This is a genomic window from Glaciecola sp. MF2-115, from assembly GCF_047250385.1.
GTDB lineage: Bacteria > Pseudomonadota > Gammaproteobacteria > Enterobacterales > Alteromonadaceae > Glaciecola.
On record NZ_JBLBVM010000040.1, the window covers coordinates 62629 to 87788 of the forward strand.

Genomic DNA, 25160 nt, shown 5'->3' on the forward strand with positions numbered 1-25160 from the left:
TATAAGAATATCGTGCGTGGCACACTTGAGCTTACTTTAGTCCTGAGCTTGAAATGAGCGGTACTTATTATGCCAATACATAGCGATGGCTCTGCTTTGCAATTTGTTCAAACGAGTTTTGGCGATAAGCAGGCAAGCAAACTGGATAGCATCCAAACACTATGGAGTGGCTATGGCGAGATTGCACGCTACTTTGTTCCCAGTCTAGAGCAATCGCTTATCGTCAAATTAGTACAACCACCAAGCCAAATGAATCACCCAAGAGCTTGGAATGGTGAGCGTTCGCATCAACGCAAACTTGATTCCTATTTGAATGAATCTATTTTCTATCAACATTATTCTCAGCAAACAGATCACTACTGTCGAACACCGTCATGTTATTTCTCATCTACAAATGCAAGTACAAAACTAATTGCCAACGAATGCACAACGAGTGCTTTAATCATGGAAGACCTGGATCAAGCTGGTTTTGGAAAAAGGTGCGAATACGCAGATTTGAAAACGGTGAAACTAGGTCTTCGTTGGTTAGCTTATTTTCACGCTAAGTTCTTGAACCAAGCTTTAGATGATGTCTGGCCTATTGGCACATACTGGCATTTGGCAACTCGCCCAGATGAGTTTGCTTCAATGCCAGATAGTCCACTAAAACAGAATGCGCATGCAATTGATGAAGCGCTTAATTCAGCGCAATTTCGAACCTTATTACACGGTGATGCAAAGCTTGCTAACTTTTGTTTCTCAGAAGATATGGATGATTTAGCCGCGGTAGATTTTCAGTATGTCGGGCGCGGAGTAGGGATCAAGGATGTTATGTACTTTATAGGGAGCTGCCTGGGTGATGAAGCACTTACTTTGCATGCTGATGCTTTGCTTGATGACTATTTTTGCTTGTTGAAGAAAGCCATTGAGCATTATTACATCGAAGACAATACGCAAATGCAAGGCCGACCGACAGTCGACTTCAGCGCGCTAGAACGAGAATGGAGGGGACTAATACCCTTCGCTTGGGCTGACTTCGAGAGATTCTTAGTCGGGTGGGCGACTGAGCACTATAAGCTAAATTCTTATATGAAGACGCAAACGTTACTCGCCATCAGCAAGTGTTAATTAGCAAGTCGTTCGGCTTATGGGAGGTCTCTTCTCAATCCAAGCGCGATAGCTAATATATAATCTAAACTTAGTCTAAAAAAACCTGAAATTTTAGCGCTAATTTTTATGCAAAGCACTCTGCGATAACTTCAACATCCTCTCTGGTATTCATAATGTGCAAGGAGATGCGGAATATCTTATCACGGCGATCAAATCGCACTCCCGCTGCGGTTAATTTTGCTGCCGCAGAATCCATATCGTCGCAGCCAAGACAAAGACTGCCGCCTTGCTGATGAAGCTCATCAATAGTGGGTTTTATAGTCAGTGTGTTTGGTAAGATTTGCAATAGGTGACGCTTCAGCTCGAAGTTATGTTGAGCGACATTTTCAACTCCAATCTCCAAGATCATATTAATTGAAGCACATGCCGTTACATAGGATGCAACACTCGGTGTTCCGCCCCAGAATCTTCTTGCGGTGTCTGCTGGAGCAAAATTACTGATATCAAATTCAAAAGGGTTTTGATGAGAAAACCAACCGACTGGGTCTGGATTTAATTCCTTTATCTGTTTTGCTTGTACAAACATATAGCCCGCACCTGGGCCACCACAAAGCCATTTTACGCACGAGCCAAATATCGCATCCGCATTCCAAGCTTTGGCATCAACTGGGACAACACCAACAGATTGGGCAATATCAACTAATGCATATGCATCATGCGCTTTTGCTAATTCAACCAATGGTTTCACTTCAGATTTCGCTGAGGTATTTGAATGCACATGAGTGAATAAACAGGCTAATACGTTTTCTTTCGCTAATTCTGTTTCCCACGCAGCGAGGTTATTAGGATTGCCATTCACTAGTACCAAATCTAAACCGTATGAATCAGCTAATGCGCTCACGACAAAGCCCATCGAAGCGAAGGCATCTTGATGCATGAGTACTTTTCGTTTGTGTTTGTTGCGAGGCAATTTAGCGATAGCCCCTAAGTAGGCCGAAAAACCGGAGGCAAGGTTTGCTTGTGGACATATTTCATCACTTGACGCGTTGATGAGTTTGGCTATTGCAGCGCAGAAATTATCAATCGCCTCTATCCACTTAGGCCAAGCGTCACCGCCAAGTTCTTCCCAAGGCGAAAGGTAATGCTCTTGTAGAGCAATTTTTGACACTTTAGGCAATGGACCTACTGAGTGGGCTAGGGCATATATACCATCAGGTAGATGAAAATATGATTTATATTGCTTAGTGTTCAAAACTGATACCTTTATATTCATTGCTAGATTTGAATTTGAACTGCCTTTGTTATCATTACCTTAGGACAATTACGGATTGAAATATATCACAACAAGGCGGCTATGAAACGACAATCAGGGTTTACCTTAATAGAATTGATAATAGTGATCGTTATACTAGGTCTACTAGCGGCAATTGCTTTACCACGATTTTCTAACTTTGCGGAAGATGCTCAGAAAGCTAGTTTTAAAGCTATTGCGAGTGCGTATAGAGCGGGTGTCGACCAAGTTCATATTGCATGGTTGGTTAGAGGTAATGGTGAGGCAATACAAAACTTTATTCCTATTGCAGACCCCGCAGCTATGGGAGATTTAAGTGTGAATCGTTTTGGTTACCCCGCGGATACTAGAGGCACTAGTCGTACAATGAACAGTCGTTTTGATTGTGAAGATGTTTGGCGAGCTGTTTTAGCGACTCAAGACGCCGGAGTAGCGGGTGATAGTTCGGCTATGTTTACAGCGGTCTATCTTGGTGGCAACGCGTGTCGTTATACTTACAACCCTCAACCGGCTTTAACGGTAGAGTATTTCTCAAACACAGGAGAAGTTGTTGTAAACGACTAAGCCATTAGGTACTCGCATTCATTAATTGCTAAAACTCTTCGTAACAATAACGGTCAGCTTGGCGAGTGAGATAAACTTCGCCAGCGATGGTTACAATCACACAGTCACCCACCGAAGCGTCTTTGTCATCTAAAATGACGCTTAAGTATTCACCGTTCAAATCTTGTAAATGAAATTCATAACCGTTGGTATCTCCTTCGGCAATGGAAGTGACTAAGGCACCAAAAAATGCGCCGACTATAGCCCCGAAGAGTCGGTCGTCGGCGTCACCATAAATGTTATGTACAAAGCCGTCTACAGCACCAATGGCTGCACCCTCACCTACATGAGACTTAAACTTGATTGGATCCACACTCTCAACGACCGCGTAAAATCCGGTGGATACTTGGTTTTTCGCACTATGGTGATAGTCACCAGAGCTGACACAAGCAGAAAGTAAAAGCGCAGAAATCATGGCTGACAAGGTCATTGTAAAACGACGCATGCTTATTCCTTGAATTATTTTGGCAATGATTGCCTTAGTGAATAATTAAAGTATAAGCCTGCGTAAATGAATGTTAGCTGAATTAGATCCTCGTTTTCTCTACACTTTTAGGTGCTTATTGATAGGCAAGTCTCTGATTCTTTTACCGGTCGCGTGAAATATTGCATTAGTTAAACTCGGTGCAACTGGTGGAGTGCCTGGCTCACCAACACCTCCTGGAATAGCGTCAGACTCGACAATGTAGGTTTTGATCATGGGGCTTTGAGACATACGAAGCACTTGATAATCATTGTAATTGGATTGTTGAACCGCACCATCTTTAATCGTCACTTCACCCATCATAGCAATGGATAAGCCGAAGATCATTGAGCCTTCTTGTTGAGAAAGCACGCGATCAGGATTTACCACGGTACCCGCGTCAATACATGAATGCATTTCGAGCACAGTGACTTTATCGTCCTTCACTCGTACTTTTGTTGCAACTGCAACATAACTCACAAAACTACGATGTGCGCTGATGCCCCAAGCTTCACCATTCGCTGTGGATTTATCTGCACCAGACTTAGCAACAACAGTATCGAGAACATGTTTTAAACGCTTTGTATCGATTGGAAAACGTTCTAAAGACTCACCGTAGTTACCATATTCGAAGCCTTGCTCTTTCGGGTTCACAAGACGGTCTTCACCTAACAATTGATGCCACATTTGGTGTGTAGGTATTTTGCTTGCGTGAGCGAGTTCGTCAACGAAACTACCCTGTGCGAACGCATGTTGAATGTTACTTACAGAGCGGATCCAACCGATTCGGATATGAGCGGGTGCTTTGTGAGTTTCGCAGGACAAATTAGCAACATTAAATGGTACATCACCAAAGCCCAGGCTTAATTCACCATCAGATGGTTCGTCAGTTACACCACTGAATGTCCAACTAATGCTTGGGAACGCAGTACGCTGTATCCATGCATTTACCTTATTGTCTTCATCTAAACCGGCGACAAAATGTTGTGAGCTTATAGCGTGATAGTAACCTTGTTGAATGTCATCTTCTCGGCTCCATACAACTTTTACGGGTTTGCCTGTGTGTTTCGCAATTAGAGCAGCTTCAACAGAGAAATCGGGCTTCGATTTGCGTCCAAACGCGCCACCTAACAAGGTGACGTTGACTTTAACCTTCTCTTTCGCAATCCCTAACGCACCTGCAACATTTTGCTGGGTACTTTGTGGTGTCTGTGTACATGCCCATACTTCACAAGCACCATCTTTAAATACTGCTGTAGCTGCAGGTGGCTCCATTGGGGCATGCACCAAATAAGGGATGGTATAAGTGGCTGAAATTTTGCGTGCAGCATTCTCCATTGCTGCATATGCGTCACCACCTTCTCGAATGGTCTTACCTTTACCTGTAATGCGCTTATTTAGCTCAGCTAAATATTCATCAGAGTTGTGACTTTGATGTGGGCTCTCTCCCCAAGTAATATTTAGCGCGTTGCGGCCCTGGGTAGCGGCCCATGTGTTGGTCGCAATTACGGCTACGCCATTCGAAGGATGAAAGACAACTGGTGTTGGTTGGTCTGGCATTTTGAATACATCAACAACACCATTGGTCTTCATTACAGCGTCTTTATCGAATGATACTACTTTAGAACCAACTACTGGGTTACGTTGAATACTTGCATATAACATACCTTCAAGTTTCACATCTTGGCCAAAGACTGTATTTCCTGTCACCATGTCTTTCAAGTCGACAATGGGCATTGGCTTACCAATATACTTAAAATCCTTCTTAGACTTATAAGTTAGGGTATCAGGCGCTGGTGCTTTAATTTTAGATGCTGCCTCCGCAAGCGCGCCGAAAGAGACTTTCTGCTTGCTATTCTTATTGATAACAAAGCTGTCTTTTGCATAAACATCGGCAATTGGAACGCCCCATTTTTCTGCCGCTGCCTGCTCTAACATCGTTCTGGCGGTGGCGCCCATTTCTCGCATTTTAGCGTAGAAGTTACGAATCGATCGCGAACCATCAGTATTCTGACTTCCATAAGCTTCGTTTGCTAAACCTTGTACAACATGCACATCTTCCCATGCTACACAAAGTTCATCTGCCACAACCTGCGGAATACCAGTACGTATACCTTGTCCCATTTCACTACGGTGACACACGATATTCACGCGGCCACTATTCTCGATTGCGACAAATAAATTAAGGGTGTTGTCATGCGGAGTGTTGCCATGGGCCCAGGCAGGTAAACTGATTGGGAGCATAGAGCCTAGTACAAAGCCACCTGTTGTCATGCCAGTTAATTTTAGGAAATCACGACGGCTAACAGGTTTAACTTGCTTGTCAGTACCGGCCTTTGCGGACTTTTCAAATGATTCAATCATGCTTCTTCTCCCACATTTTTAGCTAGGCTAAAGTCAAGGTTAGCAGCTTGTTTCTTAGCAGCGTCTTTTATTGCAGCCTTGATACGAGGGTAAGTACCACAACGACAAATATTGCCCTGCATTGCAGTATCAATAGCGGCATCATCAGGGTTTGGATTATCAGACAAAAGGGCGACGGCGCTCATAATTTGGCCGGACTGACAGTAACCACATTGTGGAACATTATGATCTATCCAAGCTTGCTGAATAGGATGACTTGCGTCGCTAGGTAAACCTTCAATTGTTGTCACGTTTTTACCAGCAATAGCTGAAAGTGGCATGACACAAGACCGAATGGGCGAGCCGTCCAAGTGAACCGTGCACGCGCCACATTGGGCGATACCACAACCAAACTTAGTTCCCGTCATATCGAGTAAATCGCGCAAAGCCCAAAGTAGCGGCATGCTTGGATCGGCATCAACTTTGATGGTCTTGTCATTAAGGGTAAAACTTATCATATCTTCGTCCTTTGTCTTTATTATCGCGTCTATAAACGGCTTACTTAGACTTACAGTTCAGATTGTTGCTTGTTTGATATATAACTCATTAACTCAGCTTTTGTATCAATATCTTTTGCAGCATTAGGCACGGCAACACTTATTACTTGGTCAGCGTTATTACGCAGAATGTCTCGTGCGCCTTTATCATTCGTTAACTTTTCCAGCTCAGCAAAATATGTTCTTGGAAAAATAGCCGGAGCACCCAACTTACCACTATACAATGCAGCAATAATTTTTTTTGGGTTTTCCTGCGACTTCATTATCATAAGATTACACTGCTTTTGGCGAATTGCCACTTGATCCGCCAAACCAATAAAAACATGCGTTATATTTTTATCTAGTTTCTTTATACCTGCAGCAATTGATGCGCCCATACCTTGTTGCCAATTACCGGCAACGATGGTCGACATTTTTGACCTTGTTTCTTGTGTTAGTTCTGCGTTACTTAGCATCGATTGAATAGCGACTGCATTCGAACCTAAAACAATGGTCATAGAATCAATGTCTGTACTGGCCAACATTTCAGCGCTGCATGCAAGCATAGGCTTGTTGTTAATCATTGCTAGTTGTTTACTGCCATTGAAGCGTTTACCTTCGCCAGCCGCAAGCAAAAGCCCTTCAATGCGATAATGTCCTAATCCAATACTTTGTGCCGTTTTAATCGTATTTATCACTCTTGTTGAAGTATATGCTTAATTAGTTTAGGTCCTATTTTGGTTTTAGTCAGCATCGTTAAATACCGAAAATCCAAATTTAGTTTAGGATGTTGCTAATCGATTTTCCATCGCATTGTTCCATGAACGCATGTATCTCCGCCAACATCGAAAGGGCGATAGATTCAGGAAGTTCGCCACCAAGTCTTAATCCGATAGGGTTTGCGAGCGGCTTAGTTAGTACTTTTGTGACTGATGAGCTATGTGCTTGTGTCTGCAGATTTAATTCAGTCCGAGTCAAACCGGCTTCTTTTAGCACTCTGTCAGTACGATGAGTTGGGCCCAGCATTCCAACATAGGTAGCCGTACTATTTTGTGCTAGATTTAAGGCTTGCGCGTCTAGTTTAAGATTGTGAGTCATGATCACGATAGCGTCTATATTAAGTAGCCAAGTGTGCTCATTTGTATCTGATAAAGGCGTTTTCACGATCTGCTTGGCTTCCACAAATTGTGATTGTCTAGCATATCCTGTGCGAGGATCGGCAATGGTGACATGCCAACCTAGCTTAGCCGCAATGGTTGCAACAGGTATGGCGTCAATACCACCTCCAAAAATAGCGAGTTTAAGGGAAGGTTTGATGATGTGCTCGAAATACTCTTTGTTATCGTTTTGTTCTTGAGGTGATAAATGGTGATTGGCGGGTAGTGTGCCCTCTTCTCCTTTAAGCATTAGCTCAAGCTTGTTATTGGGAAAGCCTTCGTTTAAATATTGAATGTATTTACAAGCCTGGTTTTGATTGATGTATTCACGTAGTTGAACCAGCTGGAGGTAGTCATTGTTTGCATTAACAGCTTGCAATAAAATTCGAACTAAACCACCACATCCAATACCAAGCTGCCAAGCAATGTCTTCCTCTTCACGCATATCATATTGAATGATTCGGTTCTTATTGTCAGCCCAACATTGACGCGACTGTCGCATGATGTCTGATTCTAAACAACCACCGCTTAGCAGTCCGTGATACTGTCCTAAACTGTTGATCATCATCATCGCACCCGGCTTACGATATGACGATCCTTCTGTGCCAATAATGGTCGCCAATACCCATTCCACGTCATTGCGCTGCTCATACCATGTATTTAACAACTGTTGAGTATGGTTGGCCATGTTTAGTTAAGACACATATTCATATAGGTTCTTTCTCTTTCTGTTCCATTTCTTTTTTGACTAAAACAAAAGTTAAAAACATCTTGGTCGGCAAAGATAACGCCATTCCAATGGCAACACATCCTGCACTAATAATGATACCGTTAACTCCCATTCGTTCGATAGTTTCGCTGAACAAATGGAAGTAAACGCCAAGCGAGATTAGGCTAATGCCAAAAACTATCACAATTTTTAGTATAAAAATCAATTTTTTATCACTCATAGCAGACTCCTTTATAGTCGTAGAGCTTATGTCGATTCTGCACCAAGGCTGCTATTCAGTTCGGTGGTACTTCATCTCTTGATTTTACTAGTTTATGCTTCGATAGAATTAACGCCTTGATCTGTATCAGTGCTAAATTGGATAGTTTGTTTTTCATGATGAGGCCCTTTATCAGGGCCTAATTTGTTGAATTAAGAACTTGCTTCGTCTTTTAACACTTCCATTTTCACTTCTATAATTTGAGCTCGGTCAAGGTCTTCATTGTTAAGCATAATCAGCTTGTTTACTTGTAACAATGAAATCAGCATGGCGTGAATCGGCATTAAATAGCCTTGTTTGCGCAAACCATCGAGTTCTTCAATACTCAAGTTTTGAAAGCGATCTTCATCTATGGTGTGCAAGCCTCTAATCTTTCTTGAATCGCCATCGAGTAATTGCACATTCATTACTAAGGGCTTAAACAAACCAAGATCTTCTAATGTTTTGCTAAATTGAACGGTTTGTAAGTCTTTTTGTACGTCGGCATCAAGCAATTGAGCGCGTCGCTTTGTACCTTCAGTTGGCTTTCCTTCCTCGTCAAACAGAGCTTCACCGGTAGTTTTAGAAAAATCGCCTTGGTCTTCTAAAATCCCGATGGTGTAAGCATTGTCTTCAACAGGTGCTTTCATCAGGTAAAATGGATATGCCTGAATGCTTGTTGGACGATAGATAACGTCAAACTTATCATCTTTAACATACAAGTTTTCGTTTGGTACAAAGCTGGTCATTGCTGAAAATGTCCAAAAGTCATTGTGTGAATTTTTGGTCGCAAAAATTGGAAAGCAGTTAGCTGCCTGACCAAGTTCAGTCGCACGTAAATTCATTAAATGTTGCTTCGCAATATGGTTCATAACCGCACTATTTTTGATTTTTAAATCTTTGTGCGCTTTGTTACTTAATTCTACTAATGTGAGTTTTTTCATAAATCCGTTGTTTCGTTTTTGACGGCAATCGGTTTTTCATGGAAATTGGTTTTTCATGGAAATTCACAATGAGAAACAAATAAGCAGTCTTCGTGTTAGTGGACTAATTCTGTTATGCAGCAATTTCGCGAGTTTCTTATATTTTTTTGTTTAGTGAAACTAGCTCAATAGCCAAAACTTAAATTAGTTGTAGAGCGTTTTCGGCTTACATTGATTCTAACTTACTTTTAATCAAAGAGTCATGTTTGCCGACCCAAAATATTATCAGGAACACGAAAAACTACTCAATGCTTAGATCGTTTTCCTAAATATTAAGCCTATTGCGACTAGCGCCATCATAAGTATGTGATTCGGTGCATCTACTCGCGCTACTTCTGTCGTGCCCGTTCCGACTTGATCGTCCTGTCGTTGTGTTCTAGCGGAGGCTATTTGAATATTGTCAATCGCGAAGCTTTCTTTTGAAGCATTCGTATATGCTTCAAAGCTTAACTGAAAGAAGTTGAAGTTGAAATCGGGTAAAATGTAGTCAAAAGTTTGGAAGGCAGTAGATAAATCATATTCAGTCATGATACTCGTGCCGGCTTCGAAAGTATCGATTAAAGTCTTATGGTGTCTTGCGATATCTATGGAGTATATCGAAATAAAATCGGATGATTCCAAGCCTGTTGATGATGCTAAATCGACGGATAATTTCAATGAACTTATTCCTTTTGTGGAAATTGGATCGAACAAAAGAACGCTAGGTGCTGATGACGTTGACCCATTCTCATCTAAATTAATACCACTCCAGAAGTCACGCCCTTCATAGTTTGTATAAAAATTAGTATTGCCATTTTGGTTCATTGATTGTAGCTGCCAGTGCCAATCTCTGGCTGTGCGAGGACCATCAAATGTGCCTTGCTGAGCCGAAGTATAACGTTGGTTCAATCCATCGCTTTCAAAGTTTTCGCTAAAAATAAGCTCTGCGTGACTAGGCAATGAAAGGAATAGAGCGCATGCGAGCCCAAGTGTTTTGCTGATTCTGATTATGTTCAACATAGTATCTACCATCCATGGTTGTGAATTTAATTTTAAAGTTAAAGTAAGGTATTTCTTAGAGCATCTAGTGTGTCAGAAACGAGAACGAATTCGACTGTACTAAAGGATGGTTTTTCAGAATGCTCGACAGCTTGGCTTGCTTTCCTCATTCGCTAGTAGCAAACTAAATTAACTAAGCAGATCTGAAAAGAAGTTTTAGGTGCCTAACTATTAGTTTGAAAAAGTGAAGGCTCAATTTGAATTGCAAGTACGGAAAAGGAATACATCATGAAATTAGGCGCTTTTTCTATTAGTTTGGCGGTCAAAGATATCCATGTTTCGAATGCATTCTATGAAAAGCTAGGCTTTTCTAAAATGGGTGGGGATATTGAGCAAAAATGGCTTATCTTAAAAAATACTGATGGCACAATTATTGGTTTGTTTGAGGGTATGTTCGAGAAAAACTTGATGACCTTTAACCCCGGTTGGGATAAAGACGCAACTGAACTTGAGGATTTTGACGATATCCGCAAAATACAACAGAAATTAATGAGTAGCGGAATTGAAGTGAAGGAGCCCATTGACGAATCTTCAACTGGTGTTGCGCATTTTATGATTGAAGATCCAGATGGTAATCCGATATTGCTAGATCAACATCGAGAATAGTTTTGCTATTAATAGCGGAGGATTAACGCCTTTGCTGTGATGACGATAGAGCGAGCACACAACTTGTTCCGCGCTGTTCTCGCTCCTAATTCAGCTCATCCTCACGTAAGCGAGGATCTTGCAACAACCAACGCTTAATAAACCATCTGCTAGGATCATAGATTTCGGTTTGCTTCTCTAAATTGAATTGACGGTGGCCTCGAGGGTCAGAACCTACACCAGCTAAGTACTGCCAGTTTCCATAGTTACTCGCCACGTCGAAGTCGATTAATTGATACTCAAAATATGCCGCGCCATAACGCCAATCTTGTGCGAGTTCGTGAACAAAGCAGCTAGCGACTAGTTGACGCCCACGGTTGGACATAAAGCCCGTACGTTTAAGTTGCTTCATACACGCATCCACAATGTGGAAGCCTGTATTACCATTTACCCAAGAGAGGTAAGTGGAAGGATCATGAGTTGTATCTAGCGCCTTGTCTTGAATGCCATTGAAATAGAAAAATCGCGCTTGATGTTTGAATAGTTGCCAGTGAAAAAATTCGCGCCACAACAACTCAAAGAACAGCCAATAGGTAGAATCGTTTTTAGTGCGCTGGCTTTCGTAATTTCTTAATTCTGCCGCAATCTGCCGAGGACTTATGCATCCGTGTGCTAACCATAATGAGAGTTTGCTTGAGAAGTCGCGACCATCTAATCCATTTCTAGTTTCTTTGTAACTGGCAATATTATCTGATTCCCAGAAGTAATATATGAGGGCCGATAAAGCAGATGTTTCACCACCTTGCAACCAACTATACTCCGACTCCAAACTCGATTCGATGAGGGATATTTCTTGTAAACCTGTTAGCTTTTGTTGTTCAGTTTCAGCTACTATTGGTGGTGGTAATTTGTTAAGACGTATACTCTCAGCAACACGGGAGTGCTTCTCTACTTTGCGTCGAAACGGTGAAAATGTGTCTGGCATGTCAGAGACAGAAAAAGGTAAATCATCTTCTTCATAAAGGGTAGCGCTATTAGCTTGAATGTATGTTAGCTCAGGTCTTAGCTGTTGAAGCAAAGCCCATTGATGGCGCTCATTGACGCCAGCATGCCACTCGCATGACACGTGAGTTATGTCATGTTTGTCAATGTATTCAATAAGAATATTGATAATGCCATCGTTGCTTGTCTCTTCCTTTGAGGCGATTGCAAGTACACACAAACCCTGACCGAAGTGCTTTAAGGAACTATCCAAATCCACTAGTGATTGCTTCACAAAGCGCTGTTTGTGTTCACCAATAAGTTCCGTTTGCTGAAGTGGAACCTTTGATTTTTCTATCTGCGTTAGGCTCGATATCACGTAGACGCAGGATAAACTGTCCACTGTATTTGATATGCTTTTTAAAGACCTATTATCCTGCACTCTCAGGTCTTTCCTAAACCAGTGAAGACCTTTTTTCATAATCGTTAGCCAGTTACTTTGGAGTTGTATTTTTTACTGTTAGGGGGACTTTTTCGATCTTTTTGTTTGTAAAATTATGTAGGCAACTGGATTTGACCAATCGCTTGGAAGTTCCTGCAGGCACAGGAACGAGATGGGGATGCTTTGTCTAATTAGCTGCTTGTCGCGATGACTCTTCGCTTAGTGTTTTCAATTCTTGTAAGCCTTCTTCATAGCTAGGGCCAACAAACATATCCATGTTTGAGAGGCACCGACACCTTCATGCACAGCCCCAATGATCGTTTGCGTGCTTGGGTCCATTTCTTGCCACGGTGCCCATAAAGGCCATTTTCTAAGGTCTGATACGAACGGGTGAATTTCTTGCGGAGCGGCATTCTAGTATTGAGAAGTGAGCTTTTTAAGCTTTGTTAAGCCCCCGAAAGTTCTGTTTAAACTTTGGGGGCTGCGTGACCTTAATTAATCGATCTTTGTGCTTTGTACGCTACGATTTTAATTTTTCCGCAATATATTGATCGACCAGTCGCTCCATAATGTCTAACGGAACAGCACCATTCTTCAAAATTACATCGTGGAATTCACCCAGTGAAAACTTATCACCTAAGGCGTTTTTAGCTTTAGAACGAACTTCCAATATTTTCATCATACCGACTTTATAAGCTGTTGCTTGCCCCGGTAAAACTATATAGCGTTCAATTTCAGATATTACATCTGACTCTGCCATACCCGTGTTGTTTAGCATGTAATCAATTGCTTCTTCACGCGTCCAACGTTTCGAATGGATGCCTGTATCGACGACTAATCTAACAGCTCTGAATAACTCAGCTTGCAGTCGACCAATATTATCGAATGGGTCATCTTGAAAGCCCAATTCCCACGCTAGATACTCAGAATATAATGCCCAACCTTCTACATAAGCAGTGAATGGAGAGATGGTTCTGAATAAAGGAATACCTTCTAACTCCATACCAATAGCGATTTGGAAGTGGTGACCGGGAATGCCTTCGTGGTATGCCAGAGTGCGCATGCCGTATTTCGGCGTTGCTTTTATGTCGTATAAGTTAGCAAAGAAAACACCAGGGCGAGCGCCATCAATAGACGGTTGCTGATAGTAGGCTCCAGGTGCCGTTTTTTCTTTGAACAATGGAATGCGCTTCACTTCCATACCGGCTTCAGGTCTTAATGAAAATGAGTCTCCTAAGCCTGCGTTTATTTCGTCTAGTATAGTCTGATAGTCCGTTAATATTTGTTCACGGCCTTCATCAGTATCTGGGTAGTAAAATCTTTCATCGGCGGCTAATGCATTGATGGCTGGGGTAAAGCCCTCAATGATATCGTAACCTTCAGCACCTAAAATATTCAGCATTTCACTTTGTATGCGATCAACTTCTGCCAATCCAATGTTATGAATTTGGTCGGCGCTATAATCGGTAGTCGTAAAGAATCGAAGCGCCAACTTGTATACTTCATCACCTTGGGGAACATGCCAAATACCGTCATCAGTGCCTGCTTTATTCTCTAGTTCTGAGAAGTAGCCTATTAGCATCTGATAGCTTGGATACACCGTTTGTTCAATTTGTGTTTTGGTTTGACTTAGCAAGTCGTCGTATTGCGCTTCTGGAATTTCATCCGCTTTCTTCATTTTTTCGTGTAAAGAAGTATAGAGAATGTTTTCAGTGGAAGGCTTATCGACAAAACCCTGCATTTCATCAATTACGCGACGAATGACAAATTTGGGTGGAAGGATGCCTTTGTCTTCACGAATTTTAAGGCCTTCCATCATTTGTTCATAATAACGCTTCGATTCACTCAAGCGTGAGATATAGTGTTCAACGCTTTCAATGTCAGTGATGGCATGTTGCGAATCCATGAAACTAGGGAAGCTACTTTGTGCGCCCGACATCTGATTAAAGGGATAGTTGTGATACTTATATTCCTCAAAACCTTCAAGTGTATCGAATAAGTACAGCGCAATTTCTTTAGAAAGCTCCTGATCTGCATCTAAGTCGTCATATTTCAACAGTACCTGTTTGGCCTGTCTCAAGTCCTTAAACATTTTTGCAGTAGCAGCTTCACTCGCGTCATCTAAATGTGCATTGTGACCTGTGATGCCCATACTCTCGAACACGCCGATAGAGGTCATCGTTTCGGGGCTTTGGAGGGCAACTTTAATTAATGTGCGGTCCAAAAAGACTCTGAAAGAGAAAGGCTTTTCTGCCTTCCATTCATGAGTTGCGATTGCGCCAGTAATCACAACTATTACCAATACAGCCATTCCTAACCACTTAAAGAATGTTTTCATTTGTGCTTATCCCTGTTCTTATATTTTCTACCATGTATGTTAGTTTGACTGCCTAACTTTAAATAAACTGCGAGTTTATAATTCGATAGTGAGTCTTAAGCCAATGATGCTTGCAGAATCGATGTTGGTTGCACTCGGGTTTTTTATCCACTGTAGGCTAGGTTGCAAAGTAAGCCAATCATTTACTTTCGCTGAGTAGCTTAACTCGATATTTAATTCACCTGATGCTTTATCTAAATTATGATGAGGATCGTCTACTCTGCGCTTGGACGATAATTCTGCAAAAGCAAAAGCAATCCCTATTTGATCTTCACTTCTACTTTCGAAGAAGCCTGTTTTCACTAAGCCTGCACTATAAAATTGATTAAACACATTGGTCTTAGATGAGGCAGTGTCCAGCCTAGCAAAACCGGTTAAACCGCTAACGCTTTCAAAAGTACGTTCACCGTGCATATAAAAGCCTACATTATCTGATGGAGATGTGCCATTAGCTCCGCTCTGATCGTAGTGCCATAATCCTACTAACCATTTTGTTTGCGCTTGGCGATACTCAAATTCAGCTATATTTAAGTAACCATCGTTCGAAGATAAATCTAAAGTTAGTTTGTTCGCATTATTTAGATCGCCGGGCACACCGTCTGAGATCACAGTTCTAAATGTGTATTGTTCGGCCACGTATTGGTAACGCAAAGATAAGCCAAGGAAAGGGTAAGTAGAAGGTCCGTTTCTACCACTCGAACCCAAAGTATTACCCATACCATAAGCCGAGTTGACGAAAAGACCAGCGCTTTCAATAACATCAAATTCTGTATTGGTATCGAAAAAACCGATTAACACACTGTGATTGCCTTTTGTGATATCCACGTAAGCTTCAAAAATGCGCTTTATGTGAACGCCTGTCTCAGAGCCTGATGCGCCTTGAACATCGCCTACAATTGTTTCACTAAACTTTTCGCCATTTGCGTATAGTACGCTACCTAAAACGCGCAGGTTTACTCCATTCTCAAATTCAAACTGATTAGATAACGACAGCGTTGCATAGTCGATATACGCTGAGCCGGTTTTTAGCCCGCCTGATTGGTTTCGTAAAAAGTCACTGCTGTAAGTAAAATTAATGCTGGGGGCAAAGTTATTTTCATCTGCCATTGTGACAAATGGAACAAGTAAAAAAGCGCCTATAACCGAGGCAAAATAAAAGGGGCAAATCGATAATGGGAACTTCATCGTATTCCGAATTTATGCATTACATTAGTTACTAACTCAGTTTTTGTAACCGTCTAATATAGTAACTGCAGCATGGCAAAGTGATTGTTGATAGTAAAAATTGTAATTGGCGATGTTAAAGCAATAGATGATGTTAATGCAATGAATAAATATAGGCAGCAGCGAATGGTAGGGTTTTATTCGTAGGTTTGGATTAGTGAGTCAGGGGATAGAAAAAACAGAGTATTAGAGGAAGGAAGCGCCCCGAGAGTTAGATAAAACTTTCGGGGCAGTTAGGTACAATTTATTTTGTTTTCCTAGTTTATTATTCTAGGTCGACGGTAAAGCTTAGAGAAGAAACAACTCCACTAGGAGAGCTTATTAACACCGTAACGGTTGTGTCTGTAGGCTCAGTTTCTTCATTCTTTAGTGTGAATACAAAAGTGCTAGCGGCATCCCTATTTGTGATAGGCATTATTGCGTTTGTAACTCCTGCAAGCGTACCTGCAATCGAGCTCACCTGTATACTAGAACCACTCGCGATTGGTTGTATTTCTGTATCAGAGAATGTGTATTCGAATACGGCAGTTTCATTACGAGGAATAGATAAGACCGATCCTCCTGGTGCAGGTGAAGTATTGTTAGCTAACTCAACTCCATTATTACTAACCGATATTAATGCTTGGCTGCTCGACATGACTAACACGGTCGCTCTACGCACATGAATGCTGGGTTCTCCACAATTTGTCGCTGCACATTGTGGGCCATCAAATAGTCCGTTTTGAATGTTGGGTTCAGGATCACCCGATGCATCAAAATCTAAGTAAATTTCGTTAGAATCTCTCATTCCATTTTCGTTATCGTCGCGCCAAGCTTCACTTAGATCGATAAAGCCAGATCTAGTTGGCAAAGTCACCTCAAAACCACTGCCATCGTTGTCAGTAATTGCAGGACCATCGGCATCGTCGTATTGATTGTTTCCATTACTATCTACCAATGTTTCATGACCAATGGCTGTCGCTAAAATAGTTACGCGATGGTCATCTGGTTTAGGGTTTGAGCTTCTCCAAATGACACTGCAACTACCATTTGTTGTGTTGCATGTTGGATCAATTCGACCACCTTCTGCGGTGAATGAAACAGTTGTGCCATCAGGAACGGGATTGTTAAACGTATCAGCTAAGCTAGCAAATATAGTAACTTCGGCATCATTTATGTTGAATGCTTCGGGATTTAGGTTTGAAGGTGACAAAGTAATGCTATTCTGATCCGGCAAGCCTGTATTTACAGAGAGTAAGTCAGACTGTGTTTGCAGCGTCTGTGTATCACTCACTTCAACTTCAGCCGATACTCTTACTGAAGTCGGCACATTACCAGCATTCACTTTCACACTCACTTGACCTTCTGAGTTAGTAATTGCCGTTGCAGGCGCCAAAGTCAGGCCACCGGTATCGGTGTTCAAACTAAAGTTAACGGTTTGTTGAGCTAGTGGATTGCCTTGCGCACCTTTTACTCTAAAGGTCACGGTAGAAACTGTTTCACGGCCTTGGCCGCCAGTACCTTGCAGTACGATGTTTTCGGGAGAAGCAGACACAAACTCAATCGTTCCGACCGACTCCGGAGACAAAATAATATCTCTTGTAATAGTCACATTCGTTGAGTTGATGTTTATCGTTGCAGTAATGGTGTCGATATTACCTGTTCCGCCCGCGCAGCTAAGGTCTCTATATGTTGCATTTGCAGTACCATTGATAGTGTTCACTTGTGTGTCAATGGTTCCGCTACCTTCCTGTACACATCGAGATGTGAAAGTCACTGGCGTGCTGTTGGTAATAACTTGGTCGTTTTCATCAACTAATGCTACGACAACGCCTAAAGTTGCGCCTGAGCTAATTGTGACTTCATCAGAAGAGACTGCATTGCCTAAACCAATAGTATTTTCTACAAAGACACCGTCTTCAAAATGACCAAAACGGACAATGCTATCGTTCACGGTATCTACCGACTGAACTTCGTAGTTAATCGAATTGCTAGCTGTTTCTGAATCAACACTGTAAGTTGCGGAAATAGTCGCTGCACCTAATTCTTGCTGACTTGGGGTAAGTGTGGCTTGTGCAATACCTTCATCGTTAGTTAATGCTTGAGTGACTGATAAATTGCCTGATGTGCTTTGAAAATTAATGATTTGGTCGACAATAGGAGCGTCATCACTACTTAGTAAAGTAGCTTGAACTAATACTTCTTCATCTGCTTTAAAGCGGGTTACAGGGTTGCCATCTGCATTTAAAATATTCACTGTAATGGAAGATAACTCAGGGCTGGTAGCGTTTGCAGACAAGAATTCGTAGTTTGCGGAGCCAACTGTTTCACCGTAAGTCGCGGTGAGCACTGCTGCACCAACGTTAGCGTTGCTTGACTCCATGGAAACCTGAGCTACTCCATTGCTATCAGTTAACTTTGTGGCAACTGATAGTGTGCCTATGCCAGCGTTAAAAGTAATAATTTCACCATTAAGTGGCGCACCGTCTTGAGTCAGCGTAGCGCGCACGCAAACTGTGTCACCTAATGTAAATGCATTTCCTGACACCGCAGCACAATTTGCATCTAGAACATCAACAGTAATAGCAGTAATAACTTGATCAGGTTTGCCCTCATCTACTTCTTCATTGTCGCCAGAGGCACCATTACATGCGGCTAGGATGAGTGCGAAAAATAACACTCCAAATACTTTTAATAATCGTTCTGTCATGAAAACTACTCTTCAATGTGTTGTTTTAAATACTGAAAAATCTCTCTTGCGGCCTTCGGCGGCTTTTCGGCCTCTTTCTGCTTAACGGCCTGACGTTGCATTTGCCTTAATTTTTGTCGATCTAAATCTGGATATTCATCCAAAAGACTTTGGATAGCAGAATCACCTTGGCTGACAATATCGTCTCGAAGCTGCTCTAGCTGATGGAAGTGATCGTTTGAGCGCAGGTGATGAGCTCTTAATCGTTGGATGCCGTCTTCAATGGGGGCTAGTTCAACTTGGCGTAAAATCTTGCCAATTAGCTGAAGTTGGCGTCGAAAACCATCCTTCTTCCTATTAATACGATTCGCTAACTGCACAGCTTCTCGCAATTCATCGCTAAGTGGAATTTCATCGAGTTGAGCATTTGAAAACTCAACTAAAGCGACACCCAACTGTTTTATGTCTTCAGCTTCTTGCTTAAGTTGAGTTTTACTTTTTATTATTTCGCCATTCTCATCGAGAAGTGGTTCGTTGCTGTGATCGGCATTCATATAAAGTTTTTTGATTTTTTTAGTGCTAGAATTACAACAGATTGTAACCGTCACACTATTGTTTGGACAGTAAAAAGAAACTATGGAATCTGAAAAGCAGTTAGCAGAAATTCAAAATGTCGTTGATGACGCATTGCGTTTAGCCATTCAAAAAGGAGCGACTTCAGCTGAAGCCAGCATGTCAAAAGTTCAAGGCATCGCAGTTTCTTCAAGACTTAAAGAAGTTGAAACAGTAGAGTTCACAAATGACGGTGGGCTAGGCATAGCGGTGTTTGTAGGGCAAAAGAAGGGGAGTGCGTCCACTGCTGATTTAAGCCCAGCAGCTCTCAGATTGACTGTAGAAAAAGCAGTTGAAATTGCAAAATATACGAGCGAAGACGACTGTGCCGGCGTCGCTGATAAGGAATTTATTGCCACTGAAATCCCCGATTTAGACTTATACCATCCTATAGAATTAGATACCCAAGCAGGAATTAAAATGGCCATTGAGGCCGAAACTGCGGGAATGGACTTCGATTCTAAGATAGTGAATTCAGATGGCGCTTCATATAACGCCAATCTAGGTGTGCGAGTCTATGGAAATACTCATGGTATCAATGCTGGATATGCGAGCAGTCGTTACAACCTAAGTTGTGTGTTAATAGGGCAAGATGGTGACGATATGCAGCGAAATTACGCGTATACCATCGATCGTGAAGCACATTTACTCGACTCTCCACACAAAGTGGGTGTCGATGCCGCAAAAGAGACGCTTAGTCGTTTAGGCGCAAGAAAAATCAATACGGCCAAAGTTCCGGTCCTATTCCACCGCGACATCGCCTCGGGAATATTCGGTCACTTTGTTAGTGCAATTAGTGGAGGTAGTTTGTTTAGGCAGTCTTCATTCCTTTTAGATAGCTTAGGCACTAAAGTCTTCCCTGATTGGTTAACTATTACTGAAAAACCTCACATATTGAAAGGCTTAGCAAGCTCTCCGTTCGATAATGAAGGTGTGCGTACGCAGGATATGACAATTGTCGACTCGGGTATATTACAACATTATTTATTAACCAGTTACTCAGCTCGTAAACTGAAAATGCAAACAAACGGACATGCCGGTGGTATTCACAATTGGTTGCTTAGTTCTACCGGGGAATCTGATAAAGAACTTTTAGAGAAAATGGGTACTGGCTTGATCGTCACTGAGCTAATGGGTCAAGGCGTGAATATCGTGAACGGTGATTATTCTCGCGGTGCCGCCGGCTTTTGGGTAGAAAACGGAATTATTCAGTATCCGGTACATGAGATTACTATTGCTGGCAACCTACAGGACATGTTCCACAATATAGTGGCTATTGGTGCTGAAACTGAGCACAGAGGCAGCATTCAAACCGGCTCTATATTAATAGAGTCGATGCAAGTTGCGGGTGCTTAACTAAGTTTGAGTGTTAGCTGTGATCGATCTGAAATAAAAAAGGCCTGTTCAAGTGAACAGGCTTTGTTATTTTGGGTGCTTAGCTAATCTAATAATCTAAGCAATATTCAGTATGCGATAAGCAGAATGAAGAAATCTGATTAATCTACTTCGCCACAAAAACGATAACCTTCGCCATGAATAGTAACAATCAGCTCTTCACCGCTTGCCTCTGATTCAAAATGTTTACGAATTCGACGTATAGTGACATCTACCGTTCTATCGTTCGGGCGTAACTCACGACCAGTCATTTCCATAATGAGTTGTTCACGAGTTAATATTTTACCTGGATTGCTTAAGAACAAATGCAAAGCTCTGAACTCACTACGAGGTAGTCTGAATTCTTTTGCAACTGGAGAGATCAAGCTGCGGCTGTCACCATCCAGCGTCCAACCATTAAAGCTTACCTTGCTTGGTAAATCGTCATCTTCAGATGCGCTGCTTGTGCGTGACAATAAGTTACGAGCACGAATGGTTAATTCACGTGGGTTGAATGGCTTAGTTAGATAATCATCAGCGCCAATTTCAAGGCCAAGAATGCGATCAACGTCATTGTCGCGACCCGTTAAGAAAATAAGGCCAACATTTTTTCTATCACGCACTTCGCGCGCAAGAATCAAACCGTTTTTACCCGGTAAATTGATATCCATGATCACTAGATTGATCTGATTGTTTTGGAAGAAATCATGCATTTCTTCGCCATTCTCAGCTTCGAAGACATTGTAGCCTTCAGCTTCGAATAAGCTCTTCAGGGTAGTACGGGTAACTACTTCATCTTCAACGATCAGGATATTTGGCGTTTGCATTTTTTACACTCTGTTAACTTTGCTAAATTGAGTCTATCAGAAAATTGATAAAATTCAGTTGTTTTATATGAAAAATTTCAAAAAACTAGCCCTCTAAATATGACGTGTAGTCCGTCTATGTATAATGCACTAATCATCTGAATTACTGAAAATTAACACGTCAAGAGCTGTAATAAACTTCTATATCTGTAATAAAATTACAGTATCTGCCTCTAGTATATTCAAAATACGACTAAATTGAAAACTAGAATTGGCTTAACTTTCATATTTATCGGAATACTTCAGTGTCTCTGAAGCACTGAAACAAAAAATCTCTAACTTCCGACTAATCTATTTCCCTTCGTATACCTTCACATATTTTTCAGCGGCTTGTTTCCACGTGAACTTTTTTTCCATTCCTCGCTTAATGACAGCCTTGAATGTTTTACTATCTTCGAGTCGAAGAAGAAGAGCTTTTCTGACCACACTGAGCAAAGCTTCCGGAGAAGGTTCGTTGAATACGAAGCCTGTACTATTTGGTTCATCAACATCTGTTATAGTGTCTTTCAAGCCGCCAATGCCGCGAACAATTGGTACCGTGCCATACGCGAGGCTGTACATTTGATTGAGCCCGCAGGGTTCAAACTCTGAAGGCATCAGAAAAAAATCTGCGCCAGCTTCAACTTTGTGAGCATAGTCAGGTTTAAAATCTTCGATAAACACAAACTGCTTAGGGTGAGCATCAGCAATGCGGTGCAACTCTTGAGTGATGTCTTTCTGGCCTGTTCCAACCAAGGCAATTTGAACTTTATGCTTGAGGATATCCTCTATAATTGGCATTAAGTAGCCGAAGCCTTTTTGTAAAGTCGTTCTACAAACCATGCCAAGTACAGGCACTCTTGCACTTACTTGTAGACCAAACTCTTTTTGAAGATCCTTTTTACATGCGGCTTTACCAGACATGTCATCCACAGAATAATGCGCGGCGATGAACTCGTCAGTGCTTGGATCCCATTGTTCATAATCGCAACCATTAAGTACGCCTTCAACGGAATTTATGCGTTGTCGAATAACATCGTCGATTCCATGGCTACCTAAAGGGGTAGAGATTTCTTGCGCATAACTCACGCTTACTGGGCAAATGCTATCAGCATATAACAAGCCGGTTTTCAGCATATTCAAATAATTATGCTCAACATACATGCCAGGGGCAGATGCTTCAACGCTTGGGATATTGTTTAAATTATCAGTGCCTTGAAACGCGGCGTTATGAATAGTGAGAACGCTTTTAGTCTTTGCAAAATATTCATAAGAAAGTGGCGAATGCTTAGCAAAATAGCATGCCATCGACGTATGCCAATCATTCGTATGTAAAATATCAGGTTTAAAGCCCACTGCTTCCGCTGTTTTTAATGCGGCTAGCGAGAAGAAGGTAAATTTCTCGGCGTTGCTAATTTCAGCATCTTCACTGTAAAGCTGGTCGTTATTAAAATACTCTGGGAAGTCGACGAAGTAGATAGTGATGCCATTGAAATTAAGTGATTTAATATCAAAGGCATAGCTACGGCCATTGGTGTAGATTATTTGTTGAGGCGTCGCATTGGATAAATTTAAGGATTCTGCGGCGGCTTTGTAATAGGGAAGGATAATGGCAACTTCGTGGCCGAGCTCAGACAGCGCAATAGGCAGGGCCTTGCCAACATCGGCTAGTCCGCCAGTTTTTACAATATCTTCAACTTCAGAAATTAAAAAGAGTATTTTCATAGTGTCCCTTTCACAACAAATAATGTTTTCTTACTTTGCTGCTTCGTAGATGTTGTATTTATTCGTGCTAACGAGAGTTTTAGAACGGAAATACAAACCGTTCATTACTTCACTGTAAGGCAAAAATTTGTTTGCCACAATATCAAGAGTGCCACGAGCCCGAGTCTGTTTATGAGCCAAGGCGATAAATTGCTGAGTAATACTGTAATCATTGTGAATGCCAGTGTGGAATGGCGGGTTGCTAATTATGTGATCGAAATAACCTTCCACATGCTTCATGCCGTCGCTCGCAATTACATTTCCTTCAACGCCATTTAGAGCAAGTGTTTGTTTTGTGCAATACACAGCAAGCGCCGAGACGTCGCTCATCGTTAATTTTACTTTCGCATTTAATTTAGCCAAGTAAGTGCCAATGATGCCCGTTCCACATGCAAAGTCTAAAACTTGACCTTTCATATTTAGTAGCTTCGTCGAACGTGGTTCGAACTGCGCCAATAATAGCTGTGTACCGGGGTCAAACTGCTTGTGACCAAAAACCCCTGGTAATGAGAATACTTTTATTTCTTCGCCGTTTACCGAGTAAGTTCTTACAACGCCGAAGCCCTTAATGTCGAAAGGTTTCGCGTTTGGAGTTTCAATTTCAACGCAAATTAAACCGCAATGTTTTGCGCCGTCTATTTTGTTAACCGTTGAACCCAATCGCTCTAATAATTTACCGACGCTTTTAATTCCGGCCTTGTTTTCACCAACGATCATTAACTTGCCACCAACTTTAACCAATTCGGCAAGATTCGCAATTAGCATTTCGAGATGCTGCTTTGCTTTAGGTAAATATATGACAGCACCGTCTAACTGTTGTTTATCCTTCAGATCATCGAGGCTAAAACTCGCTGCAAATACTTGTGGAAACTTACTTGTGTTCTCACTTTGGAAATAAACATCATGAAATTGGTGTAAGCCAGTGATATCGGCATCGACACTTGGGTCACGCAATTCATCAAAAATGGCTGCATCAGAGGGATTCACTATCGCCCATTTGCCATTTTCAAATATTTCGGTGTTGCGTAACAGTAACTGACTAGGTAATGACAGCATTTAGCTTACTCGCTTAAAAATAATATCCCAAACGCCGTGACCAAGCTTTTGGCCTCGCACTTCGAATTTGGTAATAGGACGATATTCTGGGCGAGGAACAAAACCATTCGCACCCTCGCTTGATGTGTTTTCAAAGCCTTCAGCTTGGGTCATCACATCCATCATGTGTTCTGCATATGGTTCCCAGTCGGTCGCCATGTGGAACGTACCGCCAATAGCTAGTTTGCTGCGAATCTTTTGTACAAAATCAGGTTGTACTATGCGGCGTTTATGATGGCGCGTTTTATGCCAAGGATCAGGAAAATATAATTGTAGGCGATGTAATGAATTATCAGCAACGGATTGAGCTAAGACTTCAACAGCATCGTGTTCGAATACGCGCAGGTTTTCCACGCCAGCCTCTTCAGCATCAGCTAAACAAGCGCCAACACCTGGGCGATGAACTTCTATGCCAATGAAATTATTTTCTGGTGCTGCGGCTGCCATTTCAACTAAAGACTTACCCATACCGAAACCTATCTCTAGTACGGTAGGTGCTGAGCGCCCAAATACTTCATCGAAGTTGAGCATACCTTGTTCAATTGATAGGCCTTTGCTTGGCCAGTTCACTTCAATAGCTCTTGCTTGAGCATTGGTTAGGCGTCCCTCGCGTTTAACAAAGCTTTTTACTTTGCTGATATATACGCCTGCTGCGCGGGCTTCTTCTTCGCTCTTGAATGACTTCATGTATATCGTGATCTTTATTAAGTGTTTGGTAAATT

Annotated in this window: 22 protein-coding genes; 4 read left to right on the plus strand and 18 right to left on the minus strand. The window is 41.8% G+C overall.

Annotated features, from left to right (window positions below; all coding sequences use genetic code 11):
• Positions 1–69 precede the first annotated feature (69 nt).
• Positions 70–1107: a choline kinase gene (locus ACKLNX_RS03975; protein ID WP_411694438.1), complete on the plus strand. Its 1038-nt coding sequence runs from the start codon at positions 70–72 to the stop codon at positions 1105–1107.
• A gap of 106 nt (positions 1108–1213) precedes the next feature.
• On the opposite strand, the gene ACKLNX_RS03980 is transcribed toward ACKLNX_RS03975, so the two are convergent.
• Positions 1214–2341: an aminotransferase class V-fold PLP-dependent enzyme gene (locus tag ACKLNX_RS03980; protein WP_411694439.1), complete on the minus strand. Its 1128-nt coding sequence runs from the start codon at positions 2339–2341 to the stop codon at positions 1214–1216.
• A gap of 102 nt (positions 2342–2443) precedes the next feature.
• Here ACKLNX_RS03980 and ACKLNX_RS03985 point away from each other — a divergent pair, with 102 nt between their 5' ends.
• The gene (locus ACKLNX_RS03985) at positions 2444–2944 is read left to right on the plus strand and encodes a prepilin-type N-terminal cleavage/methylation domain-containing protein (RefSeq protein WP_411694440.1); all 501 of its coding nucleotides are present in this window, start codon (positions 2444–2446) and stop codon (positions 2942–2944) included.
• Between the two features lie 28 nt (positions 2945–2972).
• On the opposite strand, the gene ACKLNX_RS03990 is transcribed toward ACKLNX_RS03985, so the two are convergent.
• The 8 genes from ACKLNX_RS03990 to ACKLNX_RS04025 all read right to left on the minus strand — a co-directional run bounded on the left by ACKLNX_RS03990 (position 2973) and on the right by ACKLNX_RS04025 (position 10432).
• Positions 2973–3428, minus strand: a complete 456-nt coding sequence (locus ACKLNX_RS03990; protein WP_411694441.1) for a hypothetical protein — start codon at positions 3426–3428, stop codon at positions 2973–2975.
• Positions 3429–3527: 99 nt separating this feature from the next.
• Positions 3528–5810 (minus strand): molybdopterin cofactor-binding domain-containing protein, encoded by a 2283-nt coding sequence (locus ACKLNX_RS03995; RefSeq protein ID WP_411694442.1) that lies wholly within the window; start codon positions 5808–5810, stop codon positions 3528–3530.
• A complete protein-coding gene (locus ACKLNX_RS04000) occupies positions 5807–6307 on the minus strand; it encodes a (2Fe-2S)-binding protein (protein ID WP_411694443.1) in 501 nt (166 codons plus the stop codon). Before ACKLNX_RS04000 ends, ACKLNX_RS03995 begins: the two co-directional genes overlap by 4 nt.
• 50 nt (positions 6308–6357) lie before the next feature.
• The gene (locus ACKLNX_RS04005; RefSeq protein WP_411694444.1) at positions 6358–7023 is read right to left on the minus strand and encodes an NTP transferase domain-containing protein; all 666 of its coding nucleotides are present in this window, start codon (positions 7021–7023) and stop codon (positions 6358–6360) included.
• Between the two features lie 79 nt (positions 7024–7102).
• Positions 7103–8170, minus strand: coding sequence for an XdhC family protein (locus ACKLNX_RS04010; RefSeq protein ID WP_411694445.1), 1068 nt, complete (start codon positions 8168–8170; stop codon positions 7103–7105).
• A gap of 19 nt (positions 8171–8189) precedes the next feature.
• On the minus strand, positions 8190–8432 hold the full coding sequence (locus ACKLNX_RS04015) for a hypothetical protein (protein WP_412971312.1): 243 nt from the start codon (positions 8430–8432) through the stop codon (positions 8190–8192).
• 191 nt (positions 8433–8623) lie between these two features.
• A complete protein-coding gene (locus ACKLNX_RS04020; RefSeq protein ID WP_412971313.1) occupies positions 8624–9394 on the minus strand; it encodes a SapC family protein in 771 nt (256 codons plus the stop codon).
• A 291-nt stretch (positions 9395–9685) separates the two neighbouring features.
• Entirely contained in the window at positions 9686–10432 is a 747-nt protein-coding gene (locus tag ACKLNX_RS04025) for a hypothetical protein (protein WP_412971314.1), read from the minus strand.
• Between the two features lie 267 nt (positions 10433–10699).
• Between ACKLNX_RS04025 and ACKLNX_RS04030 the strand changes: the two genes are divergently transcribed.
• A complete protein-coding gene (locus tag ACKLNX_RS04030) occupies positions 10700–11077 on the plus strand; it encodes a VOC family protein (protein WP_411694448.1) in 378 nt (125 codons plus the stop codon).
• Between the two features lie 85 nt (positions 11078–11162).
• Here the strand turns inward: ACKLNX_RS04030 and ACKLNX_RS04035 are convergent, their stop codons facing one another.
• The 5 genes from ACKLNX_RS04035 to yjgA all read right to left on the minus strand — a co-directional run bounded on the left by ACKLNX_RS04035 (position 11163) and on the right by yjgA (position 19302).
• Positions 11163–12518, minus strand: a complete 1356-nt coding sequence (locus ACKLNX_RS04035; protein WP_412971315.1) for a DASH family cryptochrome — start codon at positions 12516–12518, stop codon at positions 11163–11165.
• 481 nt (positions 12519–12999) lie between these two features.
• Positions 13000–14817 (minus strand): DUF885 domain-containing protein, encoded by a 1818-nt coding sequence (locus ACKLNX_RS04040; protein WP_412971316.1) that lies wholly within the window; start codon positions 14815–14817, stop codon positions 13000–13002.
• A 75-nt stretch (positions 14818–14892) separates the two neighbouring features.
• Positions 14893–16041 carry a carbohydrate porin gene (locus ACKLNX_RS04045; protein WP_412971317.1) on the minus strand — a complete coding sequence of 383 codons (1149 nt, stop codon included), beginning with the start codon at positions 16039–16041 and terminating at the stop codon, positions 14893–14895.
• A gap of 304 nt (positions 16042–16345) precedes the next feature.
• Positions 16346–18769, minus strand: coding sequence for an Ig-like domain-containing protein (locus ACKLNX_RS04050; RefSeq protein WP_412971318.1), 2424 nt, complete (start codon positions 18767–18769; stop codon positions 16346–16348).
• Between the two features lie 5 nt (positions 18770–18774).
• Entirely contained in the window at positions 18775–19302 is a 528-nt protein-coding gene (yjgA, locus tag ACKLNX_RS04055; protein WP_411694453.1) for a ribosome biogenesis factor YjgA, read from the minus strand.
• 82 nt (positions 19303–19384) lie between these two features.
• Between yjgA and pmbA the strand changes: the two genes are divergently transcribed.
• Positions 19385–20716 carry a metalloprotease PmbA gene (pmbA, locus tag ACKLNX_RS04060; protein ID WP_412971319.1) on the plus strand — a complete coding sequence of 444 codons (1332 nt, stop codon included), beginning with the start codon at positions 19385–19387 and terminating at the stop codon, positions 20714–20716.
• A gap of 140 nt (positions 20717–20856) precedes the next feature.
• Here pmbA and arcA read toward each other — a convergent pair whose 3' ends face one another.
• From arcA to trmB, 4 genes are all read right to left on the minus strand, one after another.
• Positions 20857–21561, minus strand: a complete 705-nt coding sequence (arcA, locus tag ACKLNX_RS04065; RefSeq protein WP_411694455.1) for a two-component system response regulator ArcA — start codon at positions 21559–21561, stop codon at positions 20857–20859.
• Between the two features lie 330 nt (positions 21562–21891).
• Positions 21892–23304 carry a glycogen synthase gene (locus ACKLNX_RS04070; protein WP_412971320.1) on the minus strand — a complete coding sequence of 471 codons (1413 nt, stop codon included), beginning with the start codon at positions 23302–23304 and terminating at the stop codon, positions 21892–21894.
• A gap of 30 nt (positions 23305–23334) precedes the next feature.
• Complete coding sequence (locus ACKLNX_RS04075) at positions 23335–24399, minus strand: methyltransferase (protein WP_412971321.1); 1065 nt, start codon at positions 24397–24399, stop codon at positions 23335–23337.
• On the minus strand, positions 24400–25125 hold the full coding sequence (trmB, locus tag ACKLNX_RS04080; protein WP_412971322.1) for a tRNA (guanosine(46)-N7)-methyltransferase TrmB: 726 nt from the start codon (positions 25123–25125) through the stop codon (positions 24400–24402).
• Positions 25126–25160 lie beyond the last annotated feature (35 nt).